Below are 25898 nucleotides of genomic sequence, written 5' to 3'. Positions count from 1 at the left end.
GATCACGTCGCGCTGGCGCGCGGTCGGGAATGACGGTGCGGGCGTCTCTATAATAAGCGCCACACGCAGTGAACATCCGCAGTCCAATCCGTGACCATCTACATCATCGTTGCGCTCGCGTTCCTGACGCACGTCGGTTTCGCGGGCAGCCGGCTGGCGGTGCCGCTGTATGCGGTGGACCAGGGCGCTTCGCCGTTCATCGTCGGGACCGTCGTCGCGCTCTATGCGGCGCTGCCGGCGATGCTCGCGGTGCCCGCGGGCCGTATGATCGATCGTCTCGGCTACAAGACGCCGCTGGTGTTCGGCACGAGCACGGTCTGCGCGGCGCTCCTGTTCCCGTTCCTGTGGCCGTCGATGGCGGTGCTGTATTTCACCGCGTGCCTGCTCGGGGTGGGCTTCATGGCGCTGCAACTCGCGACGCAGACGCTGGCGGGCGCGATCGCCGCACCCGACGAGCGCGCGCGCAACTTCAGCTGGCTGTCGATCGGCTTCGCGACCGCTAACCTCACCGGCCCGCTCCTCACCGGTTTCCTGATCGACCGCATCGGCTACCCCTACACCTTCGCGTCGATCGCGCTGCCGCTCGTTCCCGCGATCGTCATCTCGTCGCTGGCGAAGCGCTGGATCCCGTCCACCGCGCACAAGAAGTCCGAGCCGATCAGCGGCGGCTTTTTCGACCTGCTCAAGATACGCGACCTGAGAAATACGCTGATCGCCAGCGGCATCGTGTCTTCGGCGTGGGACGTCTACCAGTTCTTCATGCCGATCTACGGGCGCTTCGTGGGCTTGAGCGCGACCGTCATCGGCACGATCATGAGCGCTTTCGCGATCTCGATCATCCTGCTGCGCGTGGTGCTACCGTGGGCGGTGCGCCGGAGCAGCGAAGCGCGGCTCCTCACCTACGCGATGTTCGTCGCGTGCTTCGCCTTCGCGCTGTTTCCGTTCTTCACGAACCCGTTCGCGCTCGCCGCGGTTTCGTTCTTGCTTGGCATAGGCTGCGGCTGCGGCCAGCCGCTTTCGATGACCCTCGTGTTCAACGCCTCGCCCAAGGGCCGCGCGGGCGAAGCGACCGGCATGCGCATCACGGTAAACCAGCTCACTCACATGACCATCCCGCTCCTCTTCGGCGCGATCGGCAGCACCGTCGGACTGCCTTCGGTATTCTTCGCGAACGCGGGCTTCCTCGTCTTCGGCGGCTACATGAGCTGGCGCAACCACGCCTCATGAAGGTCGTCTGCGCGCTCATCGCCTGTTTCCTCGCCGCGCCCGTGGCCGCGGCGGAGTTCGACGCCTGCGTCGCCAAGCTGCGCAAGGAAGCGGTCGGTAAAGGGATCGACGGGAAAGTCTTCGACACCGCGCTCGCGGGCGTGGAGCCCGACCAGACCGTGATCGACGCGCTGGGCGCGCAGCCCGAGTTCGTCACCCCGATCTGGGATTACCTCGCCGCGCTCGTCGACGACGAGCGCATCGCCGACGGCCGCGCGATGCTCACTCAATGGGGCAGCGTGTTCGCCGACGCCGAGCAGCGTTACGGCATCGACCGCCACGTCATCGCGGCGGTGTGGGGCGTCGAATCGAACTTCGGCCGCAATCTCGGCGGCAGACCGCTGGTGCGCTCGCTCGCGACGGTGTCGTGCTTCGGTCATCGCCAGCGCTTTTTCCGAGGCGAGCTGATCGCGACGCTGCGCATCCTCCAGTCCGGGGATATGCCCGCCGAAGCGCTCAAAGGCTCGTGGGCCGGCGCTTTCGGCCAGACGCAGTTCATGCCCTCGACGTACCAGCGCCTCGCGGTCGACTTCGACGGCGACGGCCGGCGCGACATCGTCGCTTCGGTGCCCGACGCGCTCGGCTCGACCGCGAACTTCCTCGCGCGCGCGGGGTGGCAAACCGGCGACCCCTGGGGCTACGAAGTGAAGTTGCCCGCGGGCTACAGCGGACCGTCGGGCCGCCGCAACAAACAGCCGCTCGCGAAGTGGAACGCGCTGGGCATCACGCGCATCGACGGTACGCCGTTGACCGGCGGCGGTCCTGCAGGCCTGCTATTGCCTGCAGGCGCGACCGGACCGGCATTCCTGGTCTTCCGCAACTTCGATGCGATCTACTCGTACAACGCCGCCGAATCGTACGCGCTCGCGATCGCGCACCTGTCCGACCGCCTGCGCGGCGGCGGCCCGTTCACGACGGCGTGGCCGACCGACGATCCGGGCATCTCGCGCGCGCAGCGCAAGGAATTGCAGCAGCTCCTGCTCGACCGCGGCTACGACATCGGCGCGGCCGACGGCGCGATCGGGCCGCGCACGCGCGGGGCGATCCAGTCGTTCCAGACAATGGCGGGACTCGAGCCGAACGGACGTGCGGGGATGAAAGTGCTCAACGCGTTGAAGGCGCAGGCGGCCGCGCCGGCGCCTGCGGAAAACCCGGGTCAGACCCCCATGGAGCCGGGGTCAGACCCCGCTGCTCCCGCGGCAGCCGGTACGCCGCCGGCTGCTTCGCAACCGTAGGGTGCGTCAGCCGCGAGAGCGGCGTGACGCAGCGCGCCGGACTCAGCCTTCCGCTGCCAGCATCGCCAGCGCGTCGCGAAGCTCGTTCGTGAACCGCTTCGCCACGCCCTTCTGCACGGCCTGCGAATTCTTCGAAAAGTAGACGAGCGCGCCGTCGGGCCGCGTGCGCCCACGCTCCTCGTAGATCGCGGTGATGAACGCCTTGTCGAAATCGGCATCGTCCGGCGAGACATCGACGTTGGCGAGCGCTTTCGACGGTATCGTCGAGGCGCCGCCGTGCTGGACGGCCGTCGACCAGATGACATCCTGCAGCGCATGCGACCGCGTGAGCACGTCGAGCCCGTCTTCGTCGACGAGCTTGCGCACGAGCAGGTCGAAGTGCGTGCGCTTGATGAATTCGTGCTGCGCCGCCTGGAACGCGGCGGGATCGGAGGTCGCGAGCGCTTTCCACGCCGCGGTGAACTGCGCCGAGCCGGGCGTGAGCCCCGCGAAGCGGTCGGCGAACTCGAAATCCGGCTGCGACACGAAGCGCTTCACCGTGCCGCCGTTGGGCTTCGACGTCATCTGGTACGAGCCGTAGGACGAGCCGCCCTGGTCGCCTTTGCCGGTCGACACCACGCCGGCGCCGAGGCCGCCGGTCTCGTACTGCAGCGACAGCGCGCCGAGCTCGTGCAGCGCCGGCGGCTGTGGCAGCGGGAGCGGTTTGGGGGTGAGCGTCGGCTGCGGCTTGGGCCTGGTCGTGACTTTCTCGCCCGGCAGCGTAAGGACGTCCCCTACACGCAGCTTGTCCGGATTCGGCTTGAGCTTCGGGTTCGCGTCGAGGAGCCTGGCGAGCGTGACGCCGTTTTTCTTCGCGATCTTCGACAGCGTATCCCCCGACTTCACGGTGTAAGGCATGGCGGAGCTCCTCTGGCGGCGTTCGATCCACGATAGGGGCGCCCGTCGAACGCGTCAATCAGTGAAACGGGGCTTGCTGCGACTTTTCTTGCGGTACGTGCCTTCGGCCGTCACGTTGAGGCCGAAGCCGCATTCGCCGGCCTGCGTGACGTCGAGCCGCGTGCGCGCGAAGCGCATCGTGATCCGGCAATCACGCGTGCCGGGCGGCTCGAAGATTGCCGTGTCCTCCGCGATGTACGCGATGCCGCGCGCTTCGCCGGTGTTGGCGATGCCGCCGGATTCGTACGTTCCGCTGTACTCGACTTTCAGCCTCTGCCTGCCGAGCGCCCACACCTTGATCTCGCCCGAATCGGCGATCCACGTGCCGTTCACTTCGCCCGCGCCGACGACGCGCGCCTCGGCGTGCGCACACGGGAGCGCGAGCGTGCACGCGAGCATGTACCATGCGGGGTTTCGCATGGCCCGATCCTAACTCACATGCAGTCGATCATCTCCATCAGCAACCTTTCCAAGATCTATGCGTCGGGCTTTCGCGCGCTGAAGCACGTCGACCTCGAGATCAGCCGCGGCGAGATCTTCGCGCTCCTCGGCCCTAACGGCGCGGGCAAGACGACGCTCATCAGCATCGTCTGCGGCATCGTCAACGCCTCCGGGGGCAGCGTCACCGTCGACGGGCACGACATCGTGAAGGACTATCGCGCCGCGCGTTCCATGATCGGCCTCGTGCCGCAGGAGCTCACGACCGACGCGTTCGAGACCGTGTGGGCCACGGTGTCGTTCAGCCGCGGCCTCTTCGGGCGGAGCGCGAACCCGTCGTACATCGAGCAGGTGTTGCGCGACCTCTCGCTGTGGGACAAGAAGGACAGCCGCATCCGCACGCTCTCCGGCGGGATGAAGCGCCGCGTGCTGATCGCCAAAGCGCTGTCGCACGAGCCGCGCGTGCTCTTCCTCGACGAGCCGACCGCGGGTGTCGACGTCGAGCTCCGGCGCGACATGTGGACGCTGGTGCGCAGGCTCCAGGCGAGCGGCGTCACGATCATCCTCACCACGCATTACATCGACGAAGCCGAGGAGATGGCCGACCGCATCGGCGTCATCAACCGCGGCGAGCTCGTCCTCGTCGAGGAGAAGACGGAGCTCATGAGAAAGCTCGGCAAGAAGCAGCTCACGCTGCACCTCCAGCGTCCGATCGAGCGCATTCCGGACGGATTCGAAAGTTACGGGCTGGAGCTGACCGCCGACCGCGAGAACCTCATCTATACCTACGACGCCCAGCGCGAGAGCACCGGCATCGTGCCGCTGATCGCCCAGCTCAGCGCGGCCGGCATCGAGTTCAAGGACCTGCAGACCCGGCAGAGCTCGCTCGAAGACATCTTCGTCGACCTCGTGCACCGCGAGAAGGAGTCGGCATGAACCTCCACGCGATGCGCGCGATCTACATGTTCGAGATGGCGCGATGGGCGCGCACGCTGATGCAGAGCGTCATCTCGCCGGTGCTGTCGACCTCGCTCTATTTCGTCGTCTTCGGCGCGGCGATCGGCTCGCGCATCCCGCACGTGGAGGGCATCAGCTACGGCGCCTTCCTCGTGCCGGGGCTCGTCATGCTGTCGGTGCTCACCCAGAGCATCTCGAACGCGTCGTTCGGCATCTATTTCCCGAAGTTCAGCGGCACGATCTACGAGCTCCTGTCCGCTCCGGTGTCGTACTTCGAGCTGGCGGTGAGCTACGTCGGCGCCGCGGCGACCAAGTCGTTCATCCTCGGGGTGATCACCATGGCGACCGCGGCGCTGTTCGTGCCGCTCGAGGTGCAGCACCCGGTCTGGATGATCGGTTTCCTCGTGCTCACGTGCGTGACCTTCAGCCTCTTCGGCTTCATCATCGGGATCTGGGCCGACGGCTTCGAGCAGCTCCAGCTCATCCCGCTGCTCGTCATCACGCCGCTCACGTTCCTCGGCGGCAGCTTCTACTCGATCCAGATGCTGCCGCCCCTGTGGCAGACCGTCTCGCTCTTCAACCCCGTGGTGTATCTCGTCAGCGGATTTCGCTGGAGCTTCTACGGCCTCGCCGACGTCCACATCGGGGTGAGCCTCGGGATGACGGTCGCCTTCCTCGCGGCCTCCACCGCCGTCGTGGCGTGGATGTTCAAGACCGGGTATCGCCTCAAGCGCTGAGCGCACTACGCGCGCGCGCTCGCCGGTGAACGCCAAGGAGGAAAACCAAGGTTTCCCTCCTTGAACCTCCTTTCCTTCAAAGCCGCGCAGGGTGCGTTAGTCCTACTGTGTCATTGCGAGGCTCGCACAGCGAGCCGTGGCGATCTCGTGGCGCACGAGCCGTCCCGAGCGCCTCGGGATTGCTTCGTCGCCGCGCGCGCGGCTCCTCGCAATGACACAGTAGGATGAGGCGCGACAGCGGCGTAACGCACCGCGAGATGCCGGGTTGATGTACGCACCTGCGCCGGAGTAGCCTGTCCCGACTTGCGACCGTTTCGCTTCCTCGGGAGGAGCCGTCATGAACATCAAGGCGATGAATGGCGTTGCACGGATACTCAAGGCCGAAGGCGTCAAGTGGATCAGCTGCTATCCCACCAGCCCCATCAACAACGCGCTGGGCGAGGAAGGAGTGCCCATCTACATGATGGGCGAGGAGCGTTTCGGCATCGCAGTCGCGGACGCGTTCTCGCGCGTGACGTGCGGCCGGCAGATCGGCGTGTGCACGGCGATGGCCGGCCTCAACGCCGCGGGCATCCAGATGGCGTACGGCGCGATCGCGCAGGCGTGGGAGGATTCCTCCCCGGTGCTGATCATGGTCGAAGGCCTCGCCCGGGGCGCGAGCCGGCACACCCATTTCGATATCGCGCAGGCGTTCAAGCCCGTGACCAAGTGGGTCGGCGAGATCGATCGCGCCGACCTCGTTCCCGATTACATGCGCCGCGCGTTCACGCATCTGCGCTCGGGCCGGCCCGGTCCGGTGCTGCTCGTCGTGCCGCGCGACCTCGGCGAGTACGACGAGGACCAGGTTCCCTACACGCCGGTGAAAGGCTGGCGCAGCGGCCCCGATCCGGACGACGTCAAGGCCGCGATCCAGGCGTTACGCGCGGCGAAAGATCCGCTGCTCTACGTCGGCGAAGGCGTGTATTACGCCGACGCGACGCAAGAGCTGCTGCAATTCGCCGAGCTCGCCCACGTGCCGGTCCTCACCACGCTCAAGGGCAAGGGCACGTTCCCCGAGAACCATCCGCTGTCGCTCGGCGTGCGCGGCTCGCTCGCCGCGCACTACCTCGAGAAGTGCGATCTCCTGTTCGCGATCGGCTCGAGCCTGTTCCCGAACCGCTTCAGCCACGCGGTGCCCGAGCCGCACAAGAAGACGATCGTCCAGTGCAACGTCGATCTCATCGACATCCACCGCAGCTACGAGACCAGGCACGCGGTGATCGGCGATGCGAAGCTCACGCTGCAGGCGCTCGCAGCCGAGCTTGCGAAGCAGGGGCCGAAAAAGAATCCGAACCTGCTCGACGACATCAGCGCGGGCCGCAAGGAGTTCATGGCGAAGTTCCAGCCGGTCATGGAGTCGAACGACACGCCGATGAATCCGTACCGCGTCATCGGCGACCTGATGAAAGTGCTCGATCCGAAGAAGTCCTTCGTGACGGCGGATTCGGGCAATACGCGCGACCAGACGAGCACGGTGTACCAGGCGCAGATCCCGCGCGGCCACCTCGGCTGGGGCAACGTGTCGACCCTGGGCTTCAGCTTCGCGGGCGCGTTCGCGGCCAAGCTCGCGTATCCGGACCGGCAGTGCGTGAACATCACCGGCGATGCGGGGGTGTGCTACATGATGGGCAGCTTCGAAGCCGCGGCGCGCTACGGCGTGGGCCTCACCACGCTGCACATCAACAACGGCGGTTACTCGGGATACGGTCCGGGATTCTGGGGCAAGGGCCACGATCCTTACACCTGGAAAGTGTCGGAGCACGGATCGGCGTGCATGGCGTCGATGGCGCGGGCCGTCGGCTACCATGCCGAAGACGTGACCGAGCCCGCGGAGATCATCCCGGCGCTCGAACGCGCGTTCGCAGAAAACGCGAAAGGCCGCCCGGCTTTTCTCGAGTTCATCTGCTCGCACTATCCGGTGCACGGCGGGTGGGTGGGACGCGAGTAAAGGGGAATTGCATGGCCAGAAACGGCTACAGGATCTTCGATTCGGATACGCACGTCGGTCCGTACATGGAGGTCCTGGACAAGTACCTCACCGACTCGGAACGGACGCGCCTCCAGGCGTGGGAGGACTACAAGAGCGTCAACAAGGGCGGCCACGTCACGTACACGAAGGGTCAGCGCATTTACCGGCGCAGGCTCGGCGACGCCGAAGCGGATCAGGCGCCTGCCGGTTACATGGCGGGCTACACCGGCGTTGCGCGCGAGCGTGATCCTTCGCCGACTCTCGACGCCGATCCGTCCGAGCGCATCAAGGACATGGATTACGAAGGCGTCGACGTGAACCTCACGCTGCCTTCGGGCTGGTTCGGGACGTGGACCGCCGGCGACGACGTCGCGCTCGAGGCCGGCATGTATCGCGCGTATCACCGCTGGATGCAGGACTATTGCAGCGATTACCCGACGCGCCTCGGCGGTCTCGTGCTCGCGTGCGCGCGAGACGTCGAAGGCAGCGTCGCGGAGATCCGCCGCTGGGGCAGGTCGCGCTGGGCATGGGGCGTCATGGCGTACACGCCGTACGGCATGCCGCTCGACCATCCCGACCTCGAGCCGATCTGGGCGGAGGCGGCCGCGCACGATCTCGCGGTCTGCCTGCACACGTTCACCGTCATGCCGCCGTACGCCCCGGGCGGCCTCGACACCTGGGAGAACCTGTTCGTGCAGCGCTCGGCGGCCCATCCGTGGTGCGGCATGCGCAACATGGCCGCGCTGATCGGCAGCGGCGTGATGGACCGCTATCCTGGTTTACGCATCGGCACGCTCGAAGCGGGCCACGGCTGGCTGCCGTTCTGGATGAAGCGCCTGGACGAGCACGCCGAGACCATTCGCGCCGCGCTGCCCGCGCTCAAGATGAAGCCGAGCGAGTACGTGACGAGCGGCCGCTACTTCCAGAGCATCGAAGTGCCCGAAGGCGCCGGAATGACCAACGCGGTCGCCGATCTCGTCGGCGACGAGGTGCTCATGTATGCGTCGGACTATCCTCACGGCGAGAGCCACTTCCCCGAGACCGTGAACATCGCGCTCGGCTGGGAGATGGGCCAGGAGCGCCGGCGCAAGCTCATGTGGGACAACGCGGTGCGTCTCTATGCACGTGCCGGGCTTCAGTAAGGACTTCAGGGAGATGACCCGATGGACGCATTAGAGCTGCTGCACACCCGCCAGTCGGCAGGCAAGCTTCAGGACCCGCCTCCGGACGACATGGAGCTCGCCGAGATTTTCCGGAGCGCGGTCACCGCCCCCGACCACGGCCGCCTGCGGCCCTGGCGTTTCGTCGTCATCCGCGACGAAGCGCGCGAGCGCTTCGGCGAGGTCATGGCGAAAACCCTCAAGGAGCGGCGTCCCGACACCAGTCCGGAGATGCTGGAGCGCGAGCGCGCGAAGCCGATGCGTGCGCCGCTGATCGTCGTCGTCGCGGCGCACACGCAGGCCGGCAAGATTCCGGAGATCGAGCAGGTCCTGGCCGTCGGCGCGGCGGCGCAGAACATCATGCTCGCGGCGCACGCGCTCGGTTTCGGCGCGATGTGGCGAACCGGCGACGTCGCCTACGACGCGAGCGTGAAGACGGCGCTCGGGCTCGAGCCGGCGGACTCGATCGTCGGCCTGATCTATCTCGGCACGCCTGCCGGCGATCCTCCGCCGGCCCAGCGTCCGGTGCCGGAGCATTTCGTGACCGAATGGACCGGCTGAAGGCGCTGTTGCTCGTGAGCGCCGCGGCGCTGGCGCCGCGCGCCGTCGCTCAAACGGTCCCGGACTATCCCGCCAAGCCTGTCCGCGTCATCGTCGGCCAGGCGCCGGGCGGCGGCAACGATATCCAGACGCGGATCTTCGCGCAGAAGCTCACCGATGCTTTCGGCCGCGCGTTCGTGGTGGAGAACCGCACCGGCTCGGGCAGCGTGCTCGCGTACAGGACCGTCGCATTGGCGGCGCCGGACGGCTACACGCTGCTCGGCGCGACGGGCGGTTTCACCATCGCGCCGGCGGTGCATGCGAGCCTCGGTTACGACCCGTCGAAGGATTTCGCGCCGATCTCGCTCCTGGTGCAGGCGCCGTTTCTGCTGATGGCGCATCCGTCGCTGCCGGTGAGAAGCGTGAAAGACCTCGTGGCGCTCGCCAGGGCGCGGCCCGGCGCGCTCACTTACGCATCTTCGGGACACGGCTCGTCCACGCATCTCGCTTACGCGCTGTTCACGACGCTCGCGCGCATCGAGCTCACCCACGTTCCTTACAAAGGCACCGGCCCCGCGCTCGTCGATGCGATGTCGGGACAGGTGCACACCCTCATCGGCAACGTGCTGTCGAGCCTGCACTTCGCCAAATCGGGCAAGCTGCGCGCGCTCGGCGTCACCACCGCGAAGCGCTCGCCCGCGGCGCCTGACCTGCCGACGCTCAGCGAAAGCGGCGTCGCCGGTTACGAATCGAGCACCTGGCACGCGTGGTTCGCGCCCGCGGGCACACCGCAGGCGATCGTCGCGAAGCTCAGCGGGGAGCTCGCGAAGAGCGCCAAGGCGCCCGACGTCGTATCGCGCCTTGCGCCCGACGGCGGCGAACCGGTCGGCAGCTCGCCCGAGCAGCTGCGGCAGTTCGTGGCGAGCGATATCGCCCGCTGGCGCAAGGTGGTGAAGGACGCCGGCATCAGGCTTGACTAGGAGACGGCATGGCCATCAACGAAAAATCCACGCGTCTGAAGCAGCTCATCCACCGCAAGGACAAGGTGCTCGCGGTGCTGCACCCGCCGACCGCCGCGCACGCGCGCATCATGGAGAAGGCGGGTTGCGAGGCGGGTTTCGTCGGCACCGGCGGCGTGGTCGGCGCCTACACCGGGCTCGCCGACGTCGGCACGCTGACCATGACCGAGTGCGTGCAGATCGCCGGCTGGATCGCGCAGGCGGTGAATTTCCCGGTGATGATGGACGGCGATACCGGTCACGGCGGCGTGATGGCGGTGCGCCGCATGATCCGCGAGTGCATACGCGCCGGCATCGCGGGCATCCGCATCGACGACCAGCCGATCGAAGGCAAGCGCAAGACCCAGAGCGCGGGCGTCGAGGTCGTGCCGCTCGAGCAGGCGGTCGCGCGCTATCGCGCCGCGGTCGACATGAAGAACGAGCTCGATCCGGACTTCGTCGTGATGGCGCAGTGCTACGCGCGCGATGCGGCCAACAGCAGCTTCGAGGATACGCTCGAGCGGCTGAAGGCGTATCGCGAGCAGGCCGGCGTCGACTGGGTGCAGCTCGAATCGCCGCATTCCACCGACGAGATCAGGCAGGCGCGCGCCGCCGTCGACGGCCCGTTCTCGTTCATGAAAGGCAAGCTCGGGCGCTTCCTCGGCTTCGACGAGCACTTGGCGCTCGGCGTGAGCATCGCGTGGTATCCGAGCTTCACCCACCACGTCACGTGGGCGGCGCTGTGGGATTTCATGCGCGAGTTCCGGGAGCGCGACGTCGGCGCCTGGAACGATTTCACGGCGAGCCGCAAGGACGATCCGTATCCGGTCCCCGAGGTCGGCCCGGAAGGCGAGGGCCTCGACAGGCAGCGCGAGCTCGAGGAGCGGTATCTCTCCGGCGCGATGCTGGAGAAGTATCGCCGTTAGTTCCTGCGTGTCATTGCGAGGGGCCGCGCAGCCGGCGACGATCTCTCGCGATGAAACATCATGGAATTTTCTCGCAGGCTCCGATTCAAATAAGCGGAAGTAGATGGATTGCACGGCTTTCGTGCGATACCCTCGGGACTGGCTTCCGTTCACCTATCCTTTCATTCGACTACATGAGCGCATTCGAATCCGACCGAGCCCAAAGAAAATTCCCGATCATCGGTGTCCTTTTCCTGATCGTTGTCATCGTTCTCGCGGGCGGCGGGTATTACCTCGCGCCGCGCTTCGAACGCAGCGCGCCGCAAGTGAAGCTTCCGGACTCCGACGTGCTTGGACTGTCGTCCATGGACATCGCTGTGCACGACGCGGGCGCCGGATTGAAATCGGTTTCTGCGACCCTTTCCGCGGGCGGCACGGACTACCCGCTGCTCTCCGAGCAGTTCGCCCAGCCGGCGAGCGGGAAGAAATTCAGCCTCGCGACGTCCAAGCTGTCCGGCCTCAAGGAAGGTCCTGCGGTATTGCGCGTCACCGCGCGGGACGCATCGCTGTGGAACTGGTTCCGCGGCAACGAGACCGTCATCCAGAAGAACCTCACGATCGACGTCACGCCGCCGACGGTCGAGCTCATCGCCGATGACCGCTACGTCAACTTCGGCGGCGTCGGCGTGATCGTCTACAAGGCTTCGGCCGACACCGCGACGAGCGGCGTGAAGCTCGGCAATTATTTCTTTCCGGGTTACAAAGGCCAGATCAAGGATCAGCCCGACGCCTACATCGCGCTTTTCGCGCACGCCTACAACGTGCCGGCGGACGCCAAGGCGCAGCTCGTCGCGACCGACAAGGCGGGAAACTCCAGGCAGATCCCGGTCGTCTACGAGCTCAAGAACGTGAATTACAAGAAGAGCACGATCGCGCTTTCGGACAACTTTCTCCAGAACAAGGTCGTGCCGCTGCTGACGGACGTCGCCGCGCGGCAGGGCTCGCCGAAGGACATCTTCGTCGCGGTCAACAAGAAGCTCAGGGCCGACAACGAGAAGAAGATCATGGAGGTCACCAGCAAAGGGACGCCGACGATGCTCTGGAGCGGCGCCTTCGCCCAGCTCAGCAACTCCAAGGTGGAAGCCAACTTCGCCGATCAGCGGACCTACGTCTATAACGGCGAGCCGGTCGACACCGCCTATCACCTCGGCTACGACCTGTCGGTCACGAAACACTATCCGATCGAAGCCGCCAACAGCGGCACCGTCGTTTACGCCGAGCCCCTGGGCATCTACGGCAACTGCGTCATCCTCGATCACGGCCTCGGCCTCTTCACGCTCTACGGCCACCTGAGCTCGTTCGACGTGAAGGTCGGCGATACGGTGAAGCAGCGGCAGATCCTCGGCAAGACCGGCGAGACCGGGCTCGCCGCCGGCGATCACCTGCACTACGGGGTCTATCTGAACGGCGTCGCCGTCCTGCCGGTGGAGTGGTGGGACCAGAAGTGGATCACCGACAACCTCACGCCGAAGCTCGCGGGCAAGAGCAGCGAGGCGGTGGCCGAATCGCAGCGTTCGGCGCGCGCGGGCAAGGGGACCAAGCGCCGGCGTTGAGCGCCTTATCGGTATGATGTGCGGGTTCGCCACGGCGTATCAGGGGAGATTCGTATGCCACTGCGCAACTCCGCCACGCACTATGGGTCGGTTACCCGGTTCTTCCATTGGGCGGTATTCCTGCTCTTCGCGTACCAGTACGTGGTCGCCAACATCATGACCCGGATAGAGCCGAACAAAACGGTGCTCGGGTTCGGTCAGGACGTGTATTACAACTGGCACAAGTCGATCGGGCTGGTGCTGCTCGCCCTCGTGATATTGCGCTTGGCGTGGCGCAAGCTCACTTCACTGCCCGATTGGGCGCCCGGCCTCACGCCGGCCGAGCGCTCCCTCTCCGGCTGGAACGAGACGCTCCTCTACACCTGCATGTTCCTGATGCCGGTGAGCGGCTACCTCTTCGTCATGGCGGGCGATTACGGCGTCCGGCTGTTCGGACGATGGGACCTGCCCAATCCCATCGGCAAGCAGGAATGGCTCGCGACCACCGCCCGCGTCGTTCACCTCGTCACGTCCTACGCGATCGTGATCATCGCGGGCTCTCACGTGGGCCTGGGTCTGAAGCGCCACATCTTCGACCGCGATGGGTTGCTGCACCGCATGCTGCCTTTCGGCAGGCCCTGACGCACGCCTAGCGCTCGACGCGTATGCCGAGCGCTCTGGTGATCTTCGCGGTGGTCGCCATATGACTTCCCTTCCCAGGCTCGTCACCCCCATCGCTTTCAGCAGCTTACCGTAGCGCGCGACGATCGGCGCCGGCGTTCCCTAAGCACAGACACCCGGTGAGGATGTACTCAATCGATTTCATCTCGATCATGTTTGCGTCCTGAGGCCGCACTGACGATACTGGACGCGACGCACGCACACAAGGAGAGAGCGATGACACAGGCCTTTGGTCCTCTGCATGGCATCCGCGTGATCGACCTGGGCCGCCATCAGGCCGGACCCCGCTGTGCGCAGGTGCTCGCCCGCCTCGGCGCCGAAGTCATCAAGATCGAGCGCATCGGCGGCGAAGAAACGCGCTACCACGCGCCGTGGGTGCGCAGGCAGAGCGCCTACTGGGTTCAATACAACAGCGGCAAGAAGAGCGTGAGCATGGATTTGCGCACCGAAGACGGCAAAGCGGCGCTGCGCAAGCTGGTCAAGGTGGCCGACGTGCTGGTGCAGAACTTCCGGCCCGGGACGATCGACGAGATGGGTTTCGGCTACGAAACGCTCAAGGCGCTGAACCCGCGCATCGTCATGGTCAACATCTCGGCGTACGGGCAATTCGGTCCGTATCGCGACCAGATCGGTTACGACCCGATCGGTCAGACGATGTCGGGCATCGCGATGGTCACCGGCGCGGAAGGGATGCCGCCGATCCGCGCCGGTGTGCCGATCATCGATCGCACGACGGCGCTGCATTCGGCGATCGGCACGCTCGCGGCGCTCATGGAGAGGACCGTGTCCGGAGTAGGGCAGACGATCGACGTGTGCCTCGCCGATTCCGGCTACAGCCTAACCGAGATTCCCATCACCGCGTATCACGGCGCCGGCGTGGAGCCGAAGCGCGGCCGTTCCGAATCGGCGCCCAGCGGGATGTATCCGTGCGCCGACGGATGGATCCTCATTTCCGCCGGCGACGACCACATGTGGCCGCGCGTGTGCAGGGCGCTCGGCAAGCCCGAATGGCAGGACGATGCGCGCTTCGCGCAGCGCCGCGACCGTGCGAAGAACGCCGCGGCGATCAACGAAGCGGTCACGGCGATGTTGTCCACGATGAGCATGAAAGACGCGATCGGGCACTTCACGCGCCACGACGTCACCGCGGCGCCGGTGAACACCATTCCCCAGGCGTCGCGCGATCCGCATCCATGGGAGCGGCGCGCGCTCGTCGAAGTGCCGGATTTCCTCGCCGGCACGATCGCGGTGTCCGGCGATTTCTGGCACTTCGGCCGCACGCCGGTGACCGTGGGCTCCACACCGAAAGTCGGCGAGCACAACGAGGAGGTGCTGGGCGGGCTGCTCGGCTATTCCGACGGCGACATCGCGAAGCTGTACGCTGCGGGCGTCATCTCGAAAGAGGACCACTACGACACGGTCGCGTCGGCGTGATCGGAGGAGACGCTCGATGAACGCGTTGTCGGCGGATCAGGTCGCGCAATGGAAGTACGACGGATTCCTGTCCCCGTTCCCGCTGCTCGATGAACAAGAGCTGCGAGCCTGCCGTCAGGGTGTGGCGCGTTACGAGCAGTGGCTGGGTTCCCCGATCAACGCGGACGAGGCCATGAAATGGCGGTCGATGGTCTATCTGCTCATGCCCTGGGCGGCGAAACTGGCGCGACACCCGCGCATTCTCGACAAGGTCGAGGATCTGCTCGGACCTGACATCCTGATTTTCACCAGCACGTTCTTCATCAAGGAGCCGCGCTCGCCGACGATCGCCGCGTGGCACCAGGATTCGACCTACTATGGACTGGACCCGAAAGAAGAGGTCACGATCTGGATCGCCTTGACCGAGGCGAGCGAGGCCGCCGGTTGCATGGACGCGCTGTCGTTTCGAGGCAGGCCGCGCCAACTGAGCCACGTCTCGCACGCCGTAAGGGACAGCGTCAATCGCGCAGGCCAGGTCATCACCGAGCCGCTCGACGAGAGCGCGCCGGTGGCGATGCCGCTCGAGGCCGGATGGTTCTCGATGCACCATGGGCTGTGCCCGCACCGGTCGGGGCCCAACACCTCGAATCACCGGCGCATCGGACTGGGGCTCAATTACATCCCCACGAGCGTCAAGCCGTCGGGATCGATCCGCCATGCAGCGCTGCTCGTGCGCGGCGTCGATCGCTACGGGCACTTCGAGGAGGCCGCCTGGCCGAAAGAAGAGCTGGGAGAGACCGAAGTGGCCGCGCACGAGCGGGCGATGAGCCTCTACCGGGATGCGTACCTGGAGGAAGAGTCGAAGCACGCGAAGCTTGCGGGCCGATCGAGCCGGGCGTCTATTCGAGCTTGATGTTCAGCCGCTTCACCTGCTGCTCGACCTCCGTATAGTCGCGCGCGAGCGCGGCTTTGAACTGCGCCGGCGTCATGCGCTCGGCGGGCTGGCTACCGTCGGCCACGAGCCGCTGCATCATCTGCGGCGAATAAAAGCCGTCGCTCACCACGCGATTCAGTGCATCGACGATCCTGCGCGGCGTCCCCGCCGGGGCCTGCAGGCCGTAGCGGTTGATGATCTTGAAATCGGGATATCCCTGCTCGGCCACCGTCGGCAGATCCGGCATCGACGGCACGCGCGTCAAGCTCAGCGCGGCCAGTCCGCGCAGCTTGCCGCTTCGCATCGCGGGCGTCGCGGAGAGCGTGCTTGCGACCGCCATCTGGATCTCGCCGCCCATCGCCGCGACGATCGCGGGCGCGGTGCCTTTGTAGGGCACGAACTGCAGCTTCGCGCCGGATAGCTGTGCGAAGCGTTCCATGCCCAGGTGCACCGCCGCGCCGACGCCCGTCGAGCCGGAGTACGTCACGCCGCGCGCGGCCGAGTGCGCGACCAGCTCCTTGATCGACTTCGCGGGCAGGCTCGCATGGGCGAGGATGATGTACGGCTGGACCGACGTGGGCGTGACGGGCTCGAAGGACTTGAGCACGTCGATGGACACCCGCTTCGTCGCACCGAGGATGATGAGCGTGTCGCCGAGGCTCAGCAGCGTGTAACCGTCCGGCGCCGATCTCGCGACCAGCTCGACGGCGATGGTGCCGCTGGCGCCGGGGCGGTTGTCGACGATGGTGTTCTGTCCCCACGCGTCCACCAGCATCTGAGCGACGGCTCGCGCCATCATGTCGCCGCCCGCGCCGGCGGACGCTGCGACGACCAGCCGGATCGGCCGGGTCGGATAATCGGGTGGTTTGTCCTGCGCGCTCGCCGCCGCGCAAATCCCGGCGAGCGTGAGCCAGCTTGCAACGGTCCGGTTTACGCGGTTCATGAGCACCTCCCCGAGAGGACTGCATGATGCGTACGGCGGTCGATACTGCCAGGGGCGTAACTACGCGCTCATTCGATGCGCTCGACCTCGGCCGTCTCGACCGGCGCCACGACATCGAGAACCTTGGCGACGTACTCGGCCTTCTCACCGACCGGCGCCACGATGCGCAGCGCCTTCTCGGCGGTGTCGCGGCCGAGCAGGCGCGAGATGACCCATCCGGCGAGATAGGGCGACGCGAGACACCCGCCGGCGCTCGCGATGTTGCCGGTCGCGACGAACGGCTGGTCGAGCACGCGGATGCCCAGCGCTTCCAGCCCGGCGCGCGACTTCATGCTCGTGCACACCGGCAGGTTTGCAAGCAGACCGAGCTTCGCCAGGAACCACGCGCCCGCGCATTGCGAGCCGATGAGCTGGCGCTTCGGATCGAGCTTCAGCCGCGACATGATCGAGGGGGCCTCGACGATCTGGCGGCTGCGCGGGCTGCCGCCGAACAGCACCGCATCGGCGTCGTTCGCATACTCGAGCGGCTGCTGCGCGGTGACACGGATGCCGCCCGTCGACGTCACCGTCTCGCTCGGGCACGCGATCGCGACGTTCCAGTCCGCGAGGTCCACCCGGGTCAGGATGTGGTGGCTCACGAACGAGTCGATCTCGTTGAAGCCTTCGAACGTCAGTATGGCGATGTTCATCTGGATCTCCTGGTCGTCTCCGAGAGGCTATCGCGGCGCTGCCGGTACTCGCATAATGCACCGCAAGCCACAGCGTGACCAGCCGCGTGAGGAGAGCGACCATGAGAACGTTCGAGAGTCACCTCGCGCTGTTCATCGGCCGCTGTGCTGCCGTCGTCGCGCTCGCGGTGGCGTATCCGGTCATGGGGCAGCCGGCCTGGCCCAACAAACCGGTACGCCTGATCGTGAATTTCGCAGCCGGGGGCTCGACCGACGTCATCGCGCGCGCGATGGCGACGCGTCTTTCGGAGTCGCTCGGCCAGGCCATCGTGGTCGACAACCGGGTCGGCGTCGGCGGCAATGTGGGCCTCGAAGCCGCCGCGAAAGCGTCCGCCGACGGCTACACGCTGCTGCATTCGTCGGACGGCACCATCCTGGTCAATCCGTTTCTCTACAGGATGGCGGTCGATGTGGAGCGCGAGCTCGACCCGGTCGCGCCGACCGCCAAAGCCGCGATCTTCTTCATCGTCCGGCCCGGCCTTCCGGTCAGAAACCTCGCCGAACTGATCGCCTATGCGCGCGCCAATCCCGGCAAGCTCAACTACGGCTCGGCCGGTAACGGCACCCTCCAGCACATCGCTGCGGAGATGTTGATGCGCGTTGCGAACATCAAGGTGACGCACGTGCCTTACAAAGGCTCGCAGCAGGCGCTGGTCGACCTTCTCGGCGGGGCGATCGACTTCACGTTCGATCTCGGCGCTGCGATCGGCCACATCAAGAGCGAGAAAGTGCGGCTGCTCGCGGTGCCCGGGCCGACGCGCTCGCCGATCTTCCCGGAGGCGCCGACGATGGCCGAAGCGGGCGCCAACGTGGACATCACGTGGATGTCGGGCGTCTACGCGCCGGCCGGAACGCCGAATGAGATCGTGACGCGCCTCAACCGCGAGATCGGGCGCATCATGCAGATGCCCGAGACGCGCGCGACGCTGACGAACATGGCCGCGGAAGCCGTGGCACCGATGACGCCGCAGGCGTTCGCGGCACACCAGAAACAGGCGCGTCAGCGTTTCGGCGCGGTCGTGCGCGACGCGGGCATCAAGGTTCAGTAGCCCTCGCGCTCACCGCGCCGCGGCCGGGAACGCGGGCAGCTTCTGGATGTCGCGCGCGTCGTGCTGGATGACGAGCGTGCCCTTCGCGTTCGCGAGCAGCTTCCTGATGCGGTCGATCGATGCGAGCGTCTGGGCGCGGTCGTAGTTGAACCACGGCACGCCGTTGGTCTCGTAATTCTCGCGGAAGTGCACCGCATCGCCGCTCAGGATGACCGTGCCGCTCTGCGCCAGCTTCACCATCAGGCTGCGATGCCCCGGCGTGTGGCCGGGCGTGGCCAGCACGACGACGCTGCCGTCACCCCACACGTCCTTGTCGTTGGTGAGCGGCTCGACCTTGCTCGCGCCTTTCTTCCAGCTCTCGAACGGCGCGTGATTCACGCCCTGGGTCGGCGTCGGCGCGCTGATCGCATCCCATTCGTACTTGCCGATCAGCAGCAGCGCGCCGGGGAACGACGCGACCTGGCCGGTGTGGTCCGCGTGATAGTGGCTGATGCCGACGTACTTGATCTGCTCCGGCTTCACGTTGAGCTTGGCGAGTTGATCCACCACGCTCACCTTCGGCGCCACGTTCGGCGCGCTCATCGAATGCCCGGTGTCCCACAACATGTATTCGTCGCCGTGCTTGACGAGATAGCAGCTGAACACGAACTGCAGTTTCAGGTCGCCGTAGGCGAAGGTGTCGGAGAAGCGCTGGTTGACCTGGGTGGGCGCCTGCGGCGTGCCGCAGTCGAGGCGGGTGAGGGACATGTCTGCCGCGTTTACCGACAGACCGGCGAGCATGCATACCGTCGCCGCCAGCGAGGATAGGATTTTTTTCATTCGACACGTCCTCCGGAGTGAGCGGGCAATCACTTTATCCGACGTATCGGCGTACACCAAGTGCGCGTAATCATGCCCCCGCATGTGGTAGAAGGGTCGGTTTCCTCCCGATCATCATGACCATAGACCGACGTAAGTTCATCTCGAGCCTGGGCGGCTCGATTCTCGTATCGACCCTGGGGGCGCGTGCGCATGCTGCGCCGGCAGCGCTCCACGAGCGCTGGAGCGACATCGAGGCTGCCTGCGGCGGCCGCCTCGGGGTGGCGGTGTTTCGCAAGGGGGCGCTCCACGGTAACCGCCTGGACGAGCGTTTTCCGATGTGCAGCACCTTCAAATGGCTCGCCGCAGCCTGCGTATTGCGGCGGGTCGATGCCGGATCGGAGGACCTGCAACGCCGCGTGCACGTCGGAAGCGAGGTGCTGTTGCCGTACTCGCCGGTCACCGAAAAGCACGCGGGCGGCAGCATGACCGTCGCGGAGCTTTGCCACGCCGCCGTCGCGGTCAGCGACAACGCGGCCGGAAACCTGCTGCTGGCGAGCTTCGGTGGACCGAAAGCGCTCACCGGGTATGCGCGCAGCCTCGGCGACACGGTGACGCGTCTCGATCGCTGGGAGCCGGAGCTCAACCAGTCAGTACCCGGCGATCCGAGAGACACGACCAGCCCGCGCGCGATGGCGCAGTTGCTGCGCCGGAACCTGTTGGGCGATGCGTTATCGGAAGCCGGCCGCCGCCAGCTCACGGCGTGGATGGAAGCGACCGTCACGGACGGCCGACGGCTGCGGTCCGGCCTGCCCGGCGGCTGGCGTGTCGCGAGCAAGACCGGCACGGGAGAGCACGGCAGCACCAACAGTGTCGGCGTGTTCTGGACACCCGCAGGCGAGCCCATCGTCGTCGCGGTGTATATCGCGGAGTCCGCGGCGCCCCTCGAGCAGCGTGAGAGCGCCATCGCGGCCGTCGCGCGGCGTGCGATTGACCCCATCGTATCCCGACGCTAGAGTCGAAACGCCACGCACGGACGACAGCATCGAATAACCAGGAGGAGGCGATGACCAACCTCGACCGCTGCTACAACATCTTCGACCTGCGCGAGCTCGCGCAGCGCCGCCTCCCCAAAGGCGTCTTCGAGTACGTCGACAAAGGCACCGAAGACGGGATCTCGCTCGAAGAGAACCGCGCCGCGTTCCAGCGCATCAAGCTGCGCACGCGCTTTCTCAACGACTGGTCCAGGCGCGATCTCGGCACCGAGATCTTCGGCAAGCGCATCGAGCTGCCGTTCGGCATCGCGCCGACGGGCAGCGCGGGGCTGATGTGGTACCAGGGCGAGGTGGAGCTCGCGAAGGCGGCTGCCGCGGCGGGCATTCCTTTCACGCTGGCGACAGGCGCGCTGACGTCGATGGAAGAGGTCAGCGAGAAAGTGCCCGATGCCCGCAAGTGGTTCCAGCTCTATCCGTGGGAGGACCAGGAAGGCTCCTACGAGATGGTCACGCGTGCGCGCGACCTCGGCTGGGAAGCGCTCGTCGTCACGATCGACCAGGCGCCGGGCCGCGGGCGCGAGCACAACGAGCGCAACGGCTACTCGTTCCCGTTCAAGCCCAACATGACGGCGGCGATCGACATGGCGAGGCATCCGGGCTGGGTGTGGCGCGTGATGCGCAAATACCTCATGAACGAAGGCATGCCCACCAACGCCAACTTCCCCGATCGCTATCGCCACACGATCCTCGACGGCAAGACGCGCGCGCGCCCGAAGTCGTTCCAGGGCATGACGTGGGAGCACATCCGCAAGTTCCGCGACTTCTGGCCGCGCAAGCTCATCGTGAAGAGCGTGCTCTCCGGCGACCAGGCGAGGGCTGCGGTCGACGCGGGCGCCGACGGAGTGGTCGTGTCGAATCACGGCGGACGCGCGTTCGACAGCGCGGTGGCGACCATCGACATGCTGCCCGAAGTCGTGGCGGCGGTCGGCGATCGCTGCACCGTGATCCTCGACAGCGGCGTGCGCCGCGGCAGCGACATCGTCAAGGCGCTCGCGCTCGGCGCGAAGATGGTCCTGGTCGGCAGGGCGACGCTGTACGGCACCGCGTGCGGAGGGCAGGCGGGCGCCGCGAGGGCGATCCAGATCCTCAGGGATGAAATGGAGCGGTCGTTCGGCTACGTGGGCGCGCGCAGCGTTGCGGAGATCGGCCCGCACATCTTCGCGCACCAGAGCCCCGTGATGTCCGTGGTCCCGATCGCCGCGAAGAAATACGCATGAACCGCGGCTAAGCCGGCTCGCGATCCCAGGGTGATTCGGCCACCGCGTTGCGCGCGCTGATGCGCCCGAACGCGAGGCATTCGCCGATGTTGCCCGTGCCCTGGTAGAGGTAGCTGTAGATCGAGCCCAGCTCGCCGGCGCTGTAGAGGCGCGGGATCGGCGAGCCGTCGGGACGCAGGACCTGTCCGCGCTCGTTGCGACGCGGCCCGCCCTGGGTGTTGAGCATCGAAGGGGAGAGCTCGATCGCGTAGTACGGCGGATCCCCGAAACGCCGCAGCATCTTGGTGCGGCCGAAGTCGGCGTCCTTGCCGGCCTCGCACAGGTGATTCCATCGCAGCACCGTCGCTTCGAGCGCGGCCGCATCGAGGCCGATCGTTGACGCAAGCTCGGCCATCGTTGCGGCTCGCCTGATCCAGCCGCGCTCCAGCTCCACCGCGTTGTCGCGGCTCCACGGGTAACGCTCGATGATGCGTCCCCACCCGCTCGGTCCTTTCGCGTCGTACAGCGGACCCGCGCCGAACACGCCGTGATCGAACACCATGAACATCGGACACGGCACCGGCATCGGCGCCCACTGGCCGTGGCGCTTCACCTTGCCGTGGCGCGTGTGCAGCTTCTCGTCGCAGAAGCGGTTCGCGTCGGGCCCGACGACGATCATCCCGCCGGGCTGCTCGTGCGAATGATGGAGCGGGGTCATCGAAAACGGCGAGTGGTAGTCGGGCACCTTGAGCGCCATCGAAGGCCCGGCGTAGTTGTTCATGTGCCAGAGATCGGCGCCGACCGCCTGCGCCATGCTGATCCCGTCTCCGTTGTTGTACGGGCTGCCGGTGGTGTAGCAGGACGCGAGACCCGGCAGGTAGTTGCGGATCATCTCCTGGTTGTTCTCGAAGCCGCCGCAGGTCAGCACCACCGCCTTGCGTGCTTTCACGCGCAGCGATCGGCCGCGGTGCCCGGCGCGGACGCCGAGGATCTCGCGCGTCGCACCGTTCTGGATCAGCTCGCATCCCGGCGTCTCGTACAGAATCTCGATCGGCCGGCGCTTCACCGCCGATTCGAACGCTTTCCACGTGTTCGAGTAGCCAACGACGTCGCCGTGATGGAACTTGTGCGCGCAGTCGGCGCCCGGCAGCTCGGGGAACTCGATGCCCTCGGGCTGGTGCTGGTGTTCCCGGGGTTCGCCGCCGATGCTCGAGACCCAATCGTTGTTGCGGCTCACTTCCCCGGCCCACGCGCGCACCATCGCTTGCGGCACGGGGAACGATCCGCACAGCGCGTTGAGATAGGTGATCGCCTTGTCGACGTCGTAGATCTGGAGATAACCCTGGCCCGCGACGCGCGTGTTGCCGCCTTCTTCGCCTTCGGGCGCCTTTTCCAGCAGTACGACCTTCGCGCCGAGATCGTGCGCCGTCACCGCGGCCGCGGCGCCGGCACCGCCGAATCCCACGATGACGACGTCGGCTGCCTTGTCCCAATCGATGTTCAACGGTAGGGGTGGGTCGGTTTCTTGTAGAGGGCGGTGATCTGCTTCACGTACTCGCGCGTCTCGCGATACGGCGGAATGCCGTTGTAGCGCTCGACCGCTTTCTCGCCCGCGTTATACGCGGCCAACACCAGCGCGACGTCGCCTTTGAAATACGACATGAGCCATTGCAGGTACGCGAGCCCGCCCTTGAGATTGTCGAGCGTGTTGAAAGCGTTCTTCACGCCGAAGCGCGTGGCGGTCGCGGGAATGAGCTGCATGAGGCCTTGAGCGTTCTTGGGCGACACGGCGGCCGGCTGGAAATTCGATTCGACGTGGATCAACGCCATCACGAGCGCCGGGTCGATGGCATATTCCGGCGCCCAGCGCTCCACCAGCCGCGCGACGTCGCCTCGTACCTGCGGCAGGGCCGGGGATGCGGCGGCGCTCGCAACCGGTTCGTTCATGCAGGCGGGCAGCACGCTGCCGGTGCCGCGGGAGACGTAAGGCAGGAGCTCTTTCGCGCGCTCGCTGCCGAGCTCGGCCGCCTTGTTGATCAGCAGTGCCGCGACGCCCTCGTTGGGCAGCATTTCCCGCCCCGAGCCGTAGATCTGTCCGAGCCTGAAGACCGCGTCGGCATTGCCGCGCGCCGCCGCCCTGCACCAGAGCTCGTTCGATTTGGGGAGATCGCGCTCGACGTTTTCGCCGCGCTCGTACAGGACGGCCAGGGTCATCAAGGCCGGCACGTCGCCGCGTTTGGCTGACGCTTCGAGCGCCGTGACGTCGGGAAGCGCCTGTGCGGCCGCGTGACCGCACACGAGCGCGAGCGCGCACGCCAGCGATCTCGAGGCTGCTTGCCGGAGTTTGTTCACCATGCGGTCAGAGCCGTTGGACAAAGGCGCATCGTAAAGCACGACGTCGGCTAAATGAAGGAAGCGATTCGGGGTGTGTTGACAGGTTGACCGTGTAGCGACCTGCTGGCGTGCACCTGGTCTCTCACGCCTCATATCCGCGGGCCTGTGGTTCCTCGCCGGCGGCCTCGGTCAATGCCGCATCTATTCGAAATACCTCGCGCTGCAGATCAAGGCGAGCGAAGAAGGCTTGCTGCCGGCGCGATAGCGCCTCAATCCGGAAGCGCGAACACCCAGATCGATCCTCCGAGCGGCACGTTCGGCAGCGTCTGCCGCGCGGTGGTGCTGCCGTACAGGCCGCCGATCCCCGAGAGCACCGCGACGTACTGCTTGCCGTTGCGCGTCCAGGTGACCGGCTGCGCGTTCACGCCCGAGCTCGTCCTGAATTCCCACAGCGTCTCGCCGGTGTCCGCGTCCATCGCGAAGAACTCGCCGCTGTGCTTGCCGTTGAAGACCAATCCGCCGCCGGTCGCGAGCACGGCCGACCAGATCTGTACGTCCTTCAACGGCACGCGCCATTTCGGCCTGGCGGTCAGGGGATCGATCGCTTCGGTATGGCCGACCACATCGCCGGGCTTGAGTGTCGCATAGCGGTTCGCCATGCCCTGATAACGCGCGCCCGGTTTGTAGGGCGCCAGCTCGGTGAACTTGTAGAACGAGGCGATATCGTTGGTGTTGGCGTAGAGCAATCCGGTGTTCGGATTGAAGGCCGCATGCGGCCAGTTCTTCGCACCGCGAACGCTCGGCCACATCTCGATCTCTTCGCCGGCGCGGAGCCTCCGCGACACCTCGGACTCCACCGGACGGCCGGTCGCCATGTCCACATGGGTCGCCCAGTTGACCTTGCCGAAAGGCTTCGCGGACAGGAGCTTGCCGTTGGTGCGATCGAGCACGTAGAGGAAGCCGTTGCGGTTCATCTGCATGACGACTTTTCTCGTTTGGCCGTCGACGGGGATGTCGGCGAGGATCAGCTCCCACAGCGAATCCCAGTCATAGACGTCGTTCGGCACGAACTGGTAGTGCCAGACGATCTCCCCGGTCTTCGGACGTATCGCGATGACCGATGCCGCGTACAGATTGTCTCCTTTGCGGTTGACCGGGTTCCACGCGCCGGCGTTGCCCGTGCCCCAGTACACCAGGTCGAGCTCGGGATCGTACGAGCCGGTGATCCAGGTGCTGGCGCCGCCCGTCTTGTAGGAGTCACGCGGCTCCCACGTGTCATAGCCCTTTTCGCCCGGTCCGGCGGTCGTGTAGCGGCGCCACAGATGCTTGCCGGTATCGGGATCCCAACCGTCGAGGAAACCGCGGATGCCGAACTCGGCGCCCGAGATGCCGGTGATGACCACGCCGTTGGCGATCTGCGGAGCCACCGTCTGCGAATAACCTTCCTTCCATTCCGCGGCCTTCTGCTTCCAGAGGACCTTGCCGGTCTTCTGATCCATCGCCACGACGAACGCGTCGAGCGTGGTGCGGAACACCTTGCCGCGGTAGAGCGCGACGCCCTTGTTGGACACACCGCAGCAGACCACGCGGGGTGTGTCGGGCACGAAGTCGGTCGGCGTGCGCCAGAGCGTGTTGCCGGTCGCGGCATCGACCGCCACCGTCCATTTCGCGTTGGCGACGTACATCACGCCGTCGTAGATCATCGGCTGCGCCTGCTCGCCGAACTCGTTCTGCAGCCCGAGCGTCCACACCGGCACGAGACGCTTGACGTTCGACTTGTTGATCTGTGCGAGCGGGCTGTAACGCTGCTGGTAATAGCCCATGCCGTAGGTGAGCACGTCATCGGGCGAACGGTGATCGTTGACGAGCTCCTCGGCGGTCGGACCTTCGCCGGTCCTGGAGCGCGTCACGTAATCCAGGGATTGCTGTGTCGGCGTGGCCGCGCAACCCGCGGCCACGATCACGGCTGCCTGCACGATCCAGCGTTTCATAGTC

At 66.3% G+C, this 25898-nt stretch carries 24 protein-coding genes; 16 read left to right on the top strand and 8 right to left on the bottom strand.

Annotation, left to right across the window (positions count from 1 at the left end; all coding sequences use genetic code 11):
* Positions 1 to 90 precede the first annotated feature (90 nt).
* Entirely contained in the window at positions 91 to 1227 is a 1137-nt protein-coding gene (locus VHP37_18175) for an MFS transporter (protein HEX2828287.1), read from the top strand.
* Entirely contained in the window at positions 1224 to 2501 is a 1278-nt protein-coding gene (locus VHP37_18170) for a lytic murein transglycosylase (protein HEX2828286.1), read from the top strand. Before VHP37_18175 ends, VHP37_18170 begins: the two co-directional genes overlap by 4 nt.
* A 42-nt stretch (positions 2502 to 2543) precedes the next feature.
* On the opposite strand, the gene VHP37_18165 is transcribed toward VHP37_18170, so the two are convergent.
* A complete protein-coding gene (locus tag VHP37_18165) occupies positions 2544 to 3398 on the bottom strand; it encodes a LysM domain-containing protein (GenBank protein HEX2828285.1) in 855 nt (284 codons plus the stop codon).
* 54 nt (positions 3399 to 3452) lie between these two features.
* Complete coding sequence (locus VHP37_18160; protein ID HEX2828284.1) at positions 3453 to 3857, bottom strand: hypothetical protein; 405 nt, start codon at positions 3855 to 3857, stop codon at positions 3453 to 3455.
* 18 nt (positions 3858 to 3875) lie between these two features.
* Between VHP37_18160 and VHP37_18155 the strand changes: the two genes are divergently transcribed.
* From VHP37_18155 to VHP37_18105, 11 genes are all read left to right on the top strand, one after another.
* Positions 3876 to 4811 (top strand): ABC transporter ATP-binding protein, encoded by a 936-nt coding sequence (locus VHP37_18155; GenBank protein ID HEX2828283.1) that lies wholly within the window; start codon positions 3876 to 3878, stop codon positions 4809 to 4811.
* Positions 4808 to 5569 carry an ABC transporter permease gene (locus VHP37_18150; GenBank protein HEX2828282.1) on the top strand — a complete coding sequence of 254 codons (762 nt, stop codon included), beginning with the start codon at positions 4808 to 4810 and terminating at the stop codon, positions 5567 to 5569. Before VHP37_18155 ends, VHP37_18150 begins: the two co-directional genes overlap by 4 nt.
* Before the next feature lie 337 nt (positions 5570 to 5906).
* The gene (locus tag VHP37_18145; GenBank protein ID HEX2828281.1) at positions 5907 to 7556 is read left to right on the top strand and encodes a thiamine pyrophosphate-dependent enzyme; all 1650 of its coding nucleotides are present in this window, start codon (positions 5907 to 5909) and stop codon (positions 7554 to 7556) included.
* 11 nt (positions 7557 to 7567) lie between these two features.
* A complete protein-coding gene (locus VHP37_18140; protein ID HEX2828280.1) occupies positions 7568 to 8719 on the top strand; it encodes an amidohydrolase family protein in 1152 nt (383 codons plus the stop codon).
* Between the two features lie 21 nt (positions 8720 to 8740).
* The gene (locus VHP37_18135; GenBank protein HEX2828279.1) at positions 8741 to 9298 is read left to right on the top strand and encodes a nitroreductase; all 558 of its coding nucleotides are present in this window, start codon (positions 8741 to 8743) and stop codon (positions 9296 to 9298) included.
* Positions 9286 to 10257 carry a tripartite tricarboxylate transporter substrate binding protein gene (locus VHP37_18130; GenBank protein HEX2828278.1) on the top strand — a complete coding sequence of 324 codons (972 nt, stop codon included), beginning with the start codon at positions 9286 to 9288 and terminating at the stop codon, positions 10255 to 10257. The genes VHP37_18135 and VHP37_18130 overlap by 13 nt, the downstream gene beginning before the upstream one ends.
* Positions 10258 to 10265: 8 nt before the next feature.
* Positions 10266 to 11201, top strand: coding sequence for an isocitrate lyase/PEP mutase family protein (locus VHP37_18125; GenBank protein HEX2828277.1), 936 nt, complete (start codon positions 10266 to 10268; stop codon positions 11199 to 11201).
* A gap of 173 nt (positions 11202 to 11374) precedes the next feature.
* Positions 11375 to 12793 (top strand): M23 family metallopeptidase, encoded by a 1419-nt coding sequence (locus VHP37_18120; GenBank protein HEX2828276.1) that lies wholly within the window; start codon positions 11375 to 11377, stop codon positions 12791 to 12793.
* A gap of 54 nt (positions 12794 to 12847) precedes the next feature.
* The gene (locus VHP37_18115; protein HEX2828275.1) at positions 12848 to 13414 is read left to right on the top strand and encodes a cytochrome b; all 567 of its coding nucleotides are present in this window, start codon (positions 12848 to 12850) and stop codon (positions 13412 to 13414) included.
* A 255-nt stretch (positions 13415 to 13669) separates the two neighbouring features.
* The gene (locus tag VHP37_18110) at positions 13670 to 14887 is read left to right on the top strand and encodes a CoA transferase (GenBank protein ID HEX2828274.1); all 1218 of its coding nucleotides are present in this window, start codon (positions 13670 to 13672) and stop codon (positions 14885 to 14887) included.
* Positions 14888 to 14903: 16 nt separating this feature from the next.
* Positions 14904 to 15779 carry a phytanoyl-CoA dioxygenase family protein gene (locus VHP37_18105; protein ID HEX2828273.1) on the top strand — a complete coding sequence of 292 codons (876 nt, stop codon included), beginning with the start codon at positions 14904 to 14906 and terminating at the stop codon, positions 15777 to 15779.
* On the opposite strand, the gene VHP37_18100 is transcribed toward VHP37_18105, so the two are convergent.
* A complete protein-coding gene (locus VHP37_18100; protein ID HEX2828272.1) occupies positions 15766 to 16743 on the bottom strand; it encodes a tripartite tricarboxylate transporter substrate binding protein in 978 nt (325 codons plus the stop codon). The genes VHP37_18105 and VHP37_18100 overlap by 14 nt on opposite strands.
* Positions 16744 to 16811: 68 nt before the next feature.
* Positions 16812 to 17432, bottom strand: a complete 621-nt coding sequence (locus tag VHP37_18095; GenBank protein HEX2828271.1) for a DJ-1/PfpI family protein — start codon at positions 17430 to 17432, stop codon at positions 16812 to 16814.
* Between the two features lie 101 nt (positions 17433 to 17533).
* Between VHP37_18095 and VHP37_18090 the strand changes: the two genes are divergently transcribed.
* Positions 17534 to 18520 carry a tripartite tricarboxylate transporter substrate binding protein gene (locus VHP37_18090; protein ID HEX2828270.1) on the top strand — a complete coding sequence of 329 codons (987 nt, stop codon included), beginning with the start codon at positions 17534 to 17536 and terminating at the stop codon, positions 18518 to 18520.
* Positions 18521 to 18529: 9 nt separating this feature from the next.
* Here the strand turns inward: VHP37_18090 and VHP37_18085 are convergent, their stop codons facing one another.
* Positions 18530 to 19339 (bottom strand): N-acyl homoserine lactonase family protein, encoded by an 810-nt coding sequence (locus VHP37_18085; protein HEX2828269.1) that lies wholly within the window; start codon positions 19337 to 19339, stop codon positions 18530 to 18532.
* A gap of 116 nt (positions 19340 to 19455) precedes the next feature.
* Here VHP37_18085 and bla point away from each other — a divergent pair, with 116 nt between their 5' ends.
* Both bla and VHP37_18075 read left to right on the top strand, forming a co-directional pair.
* Positions 19456 to 20334 (top strand): class A beta-lactamase, encoded by an 879-nt coding sequence (gene bla, locus VHP37_18080; protein ID HEX2828268.1) that lies wholly within the window; start codon positions 19456 to 19458, stop codon positions 20332 to 20334.
* A gap of 50 nt (positions 20335 to 20384) precedes the next feature.
* On the top strand, positions 20385 to 21590 hold the full coding sequence (locus VHP37_18075) for an alpha-hydroxy acid oxidase (GenBank protein ID HEX2828267.1): 1206 nt from the start codon (positions 20385 to 20387) through the stop codon (positions 21588 to 21590).
* Positions 21591 to 21597: 7 nt separating this feature from the next.
* On the opposite strand, the gene VHP37_18070 is transcribed toward VHP37_18075, so the two are convergent.
* The 3 genes from VHP37_18070 to VHP37_18060 form a co-directional block, all read right to left on the bottom strand.
* Positions 21598 to 23073: an FAD-binding protein gene (locus VHP37_18070; GenBank protein HEX2828266.1), complete on the bottom strand. Its 1476-nt coding sequence runs from the start codon at positions 23071 to 23073 to the stop codon at positions 21598 to 21600.
* Positions 23070 to 23924 carry a transglycosylase SLT domain-containing protein gene (locus VHP37_18065; protein HEX2828265.1) on the bottom strand — a complete coding sequence of 285 codons (855 nt, stop codon included), beginning with the start codon at positions 23922 to 23924 and terminating at the stop codon, positions 23070 to 23072. The genes VHP37_18070 and VHP37_18065 overlap by 4 nt, the downstream gene beginning before the upstream one ends.
* 248 nt (positions 23925 to 24172) lie before the next feature.
* Entirely contained in the window at positions 24173 to 25894 is a 1722-nt protein-coding gene (locus VHP37_18060) for a PQQ-dependent dehydrogenase, methanol/ethanol family (protein ID HEX2828264.1), read from the bottom strand.
* Positions 25895 to 25898: the final 4 nt, after the last annotated feature.

Source organism: Burkholderiales bacterium (assembly GCA_036262035.1).
Taxonomy (GTDB): Bacteria; Pseudomonadota; Gammaproteobacteria; order Burkholderiales; family SG8-41; genus JAQGMV01.
Note: the sequence above shows the minus strand (reverse complement) of the source record. Positions and strands in the feature narration are given on the sequence as shown.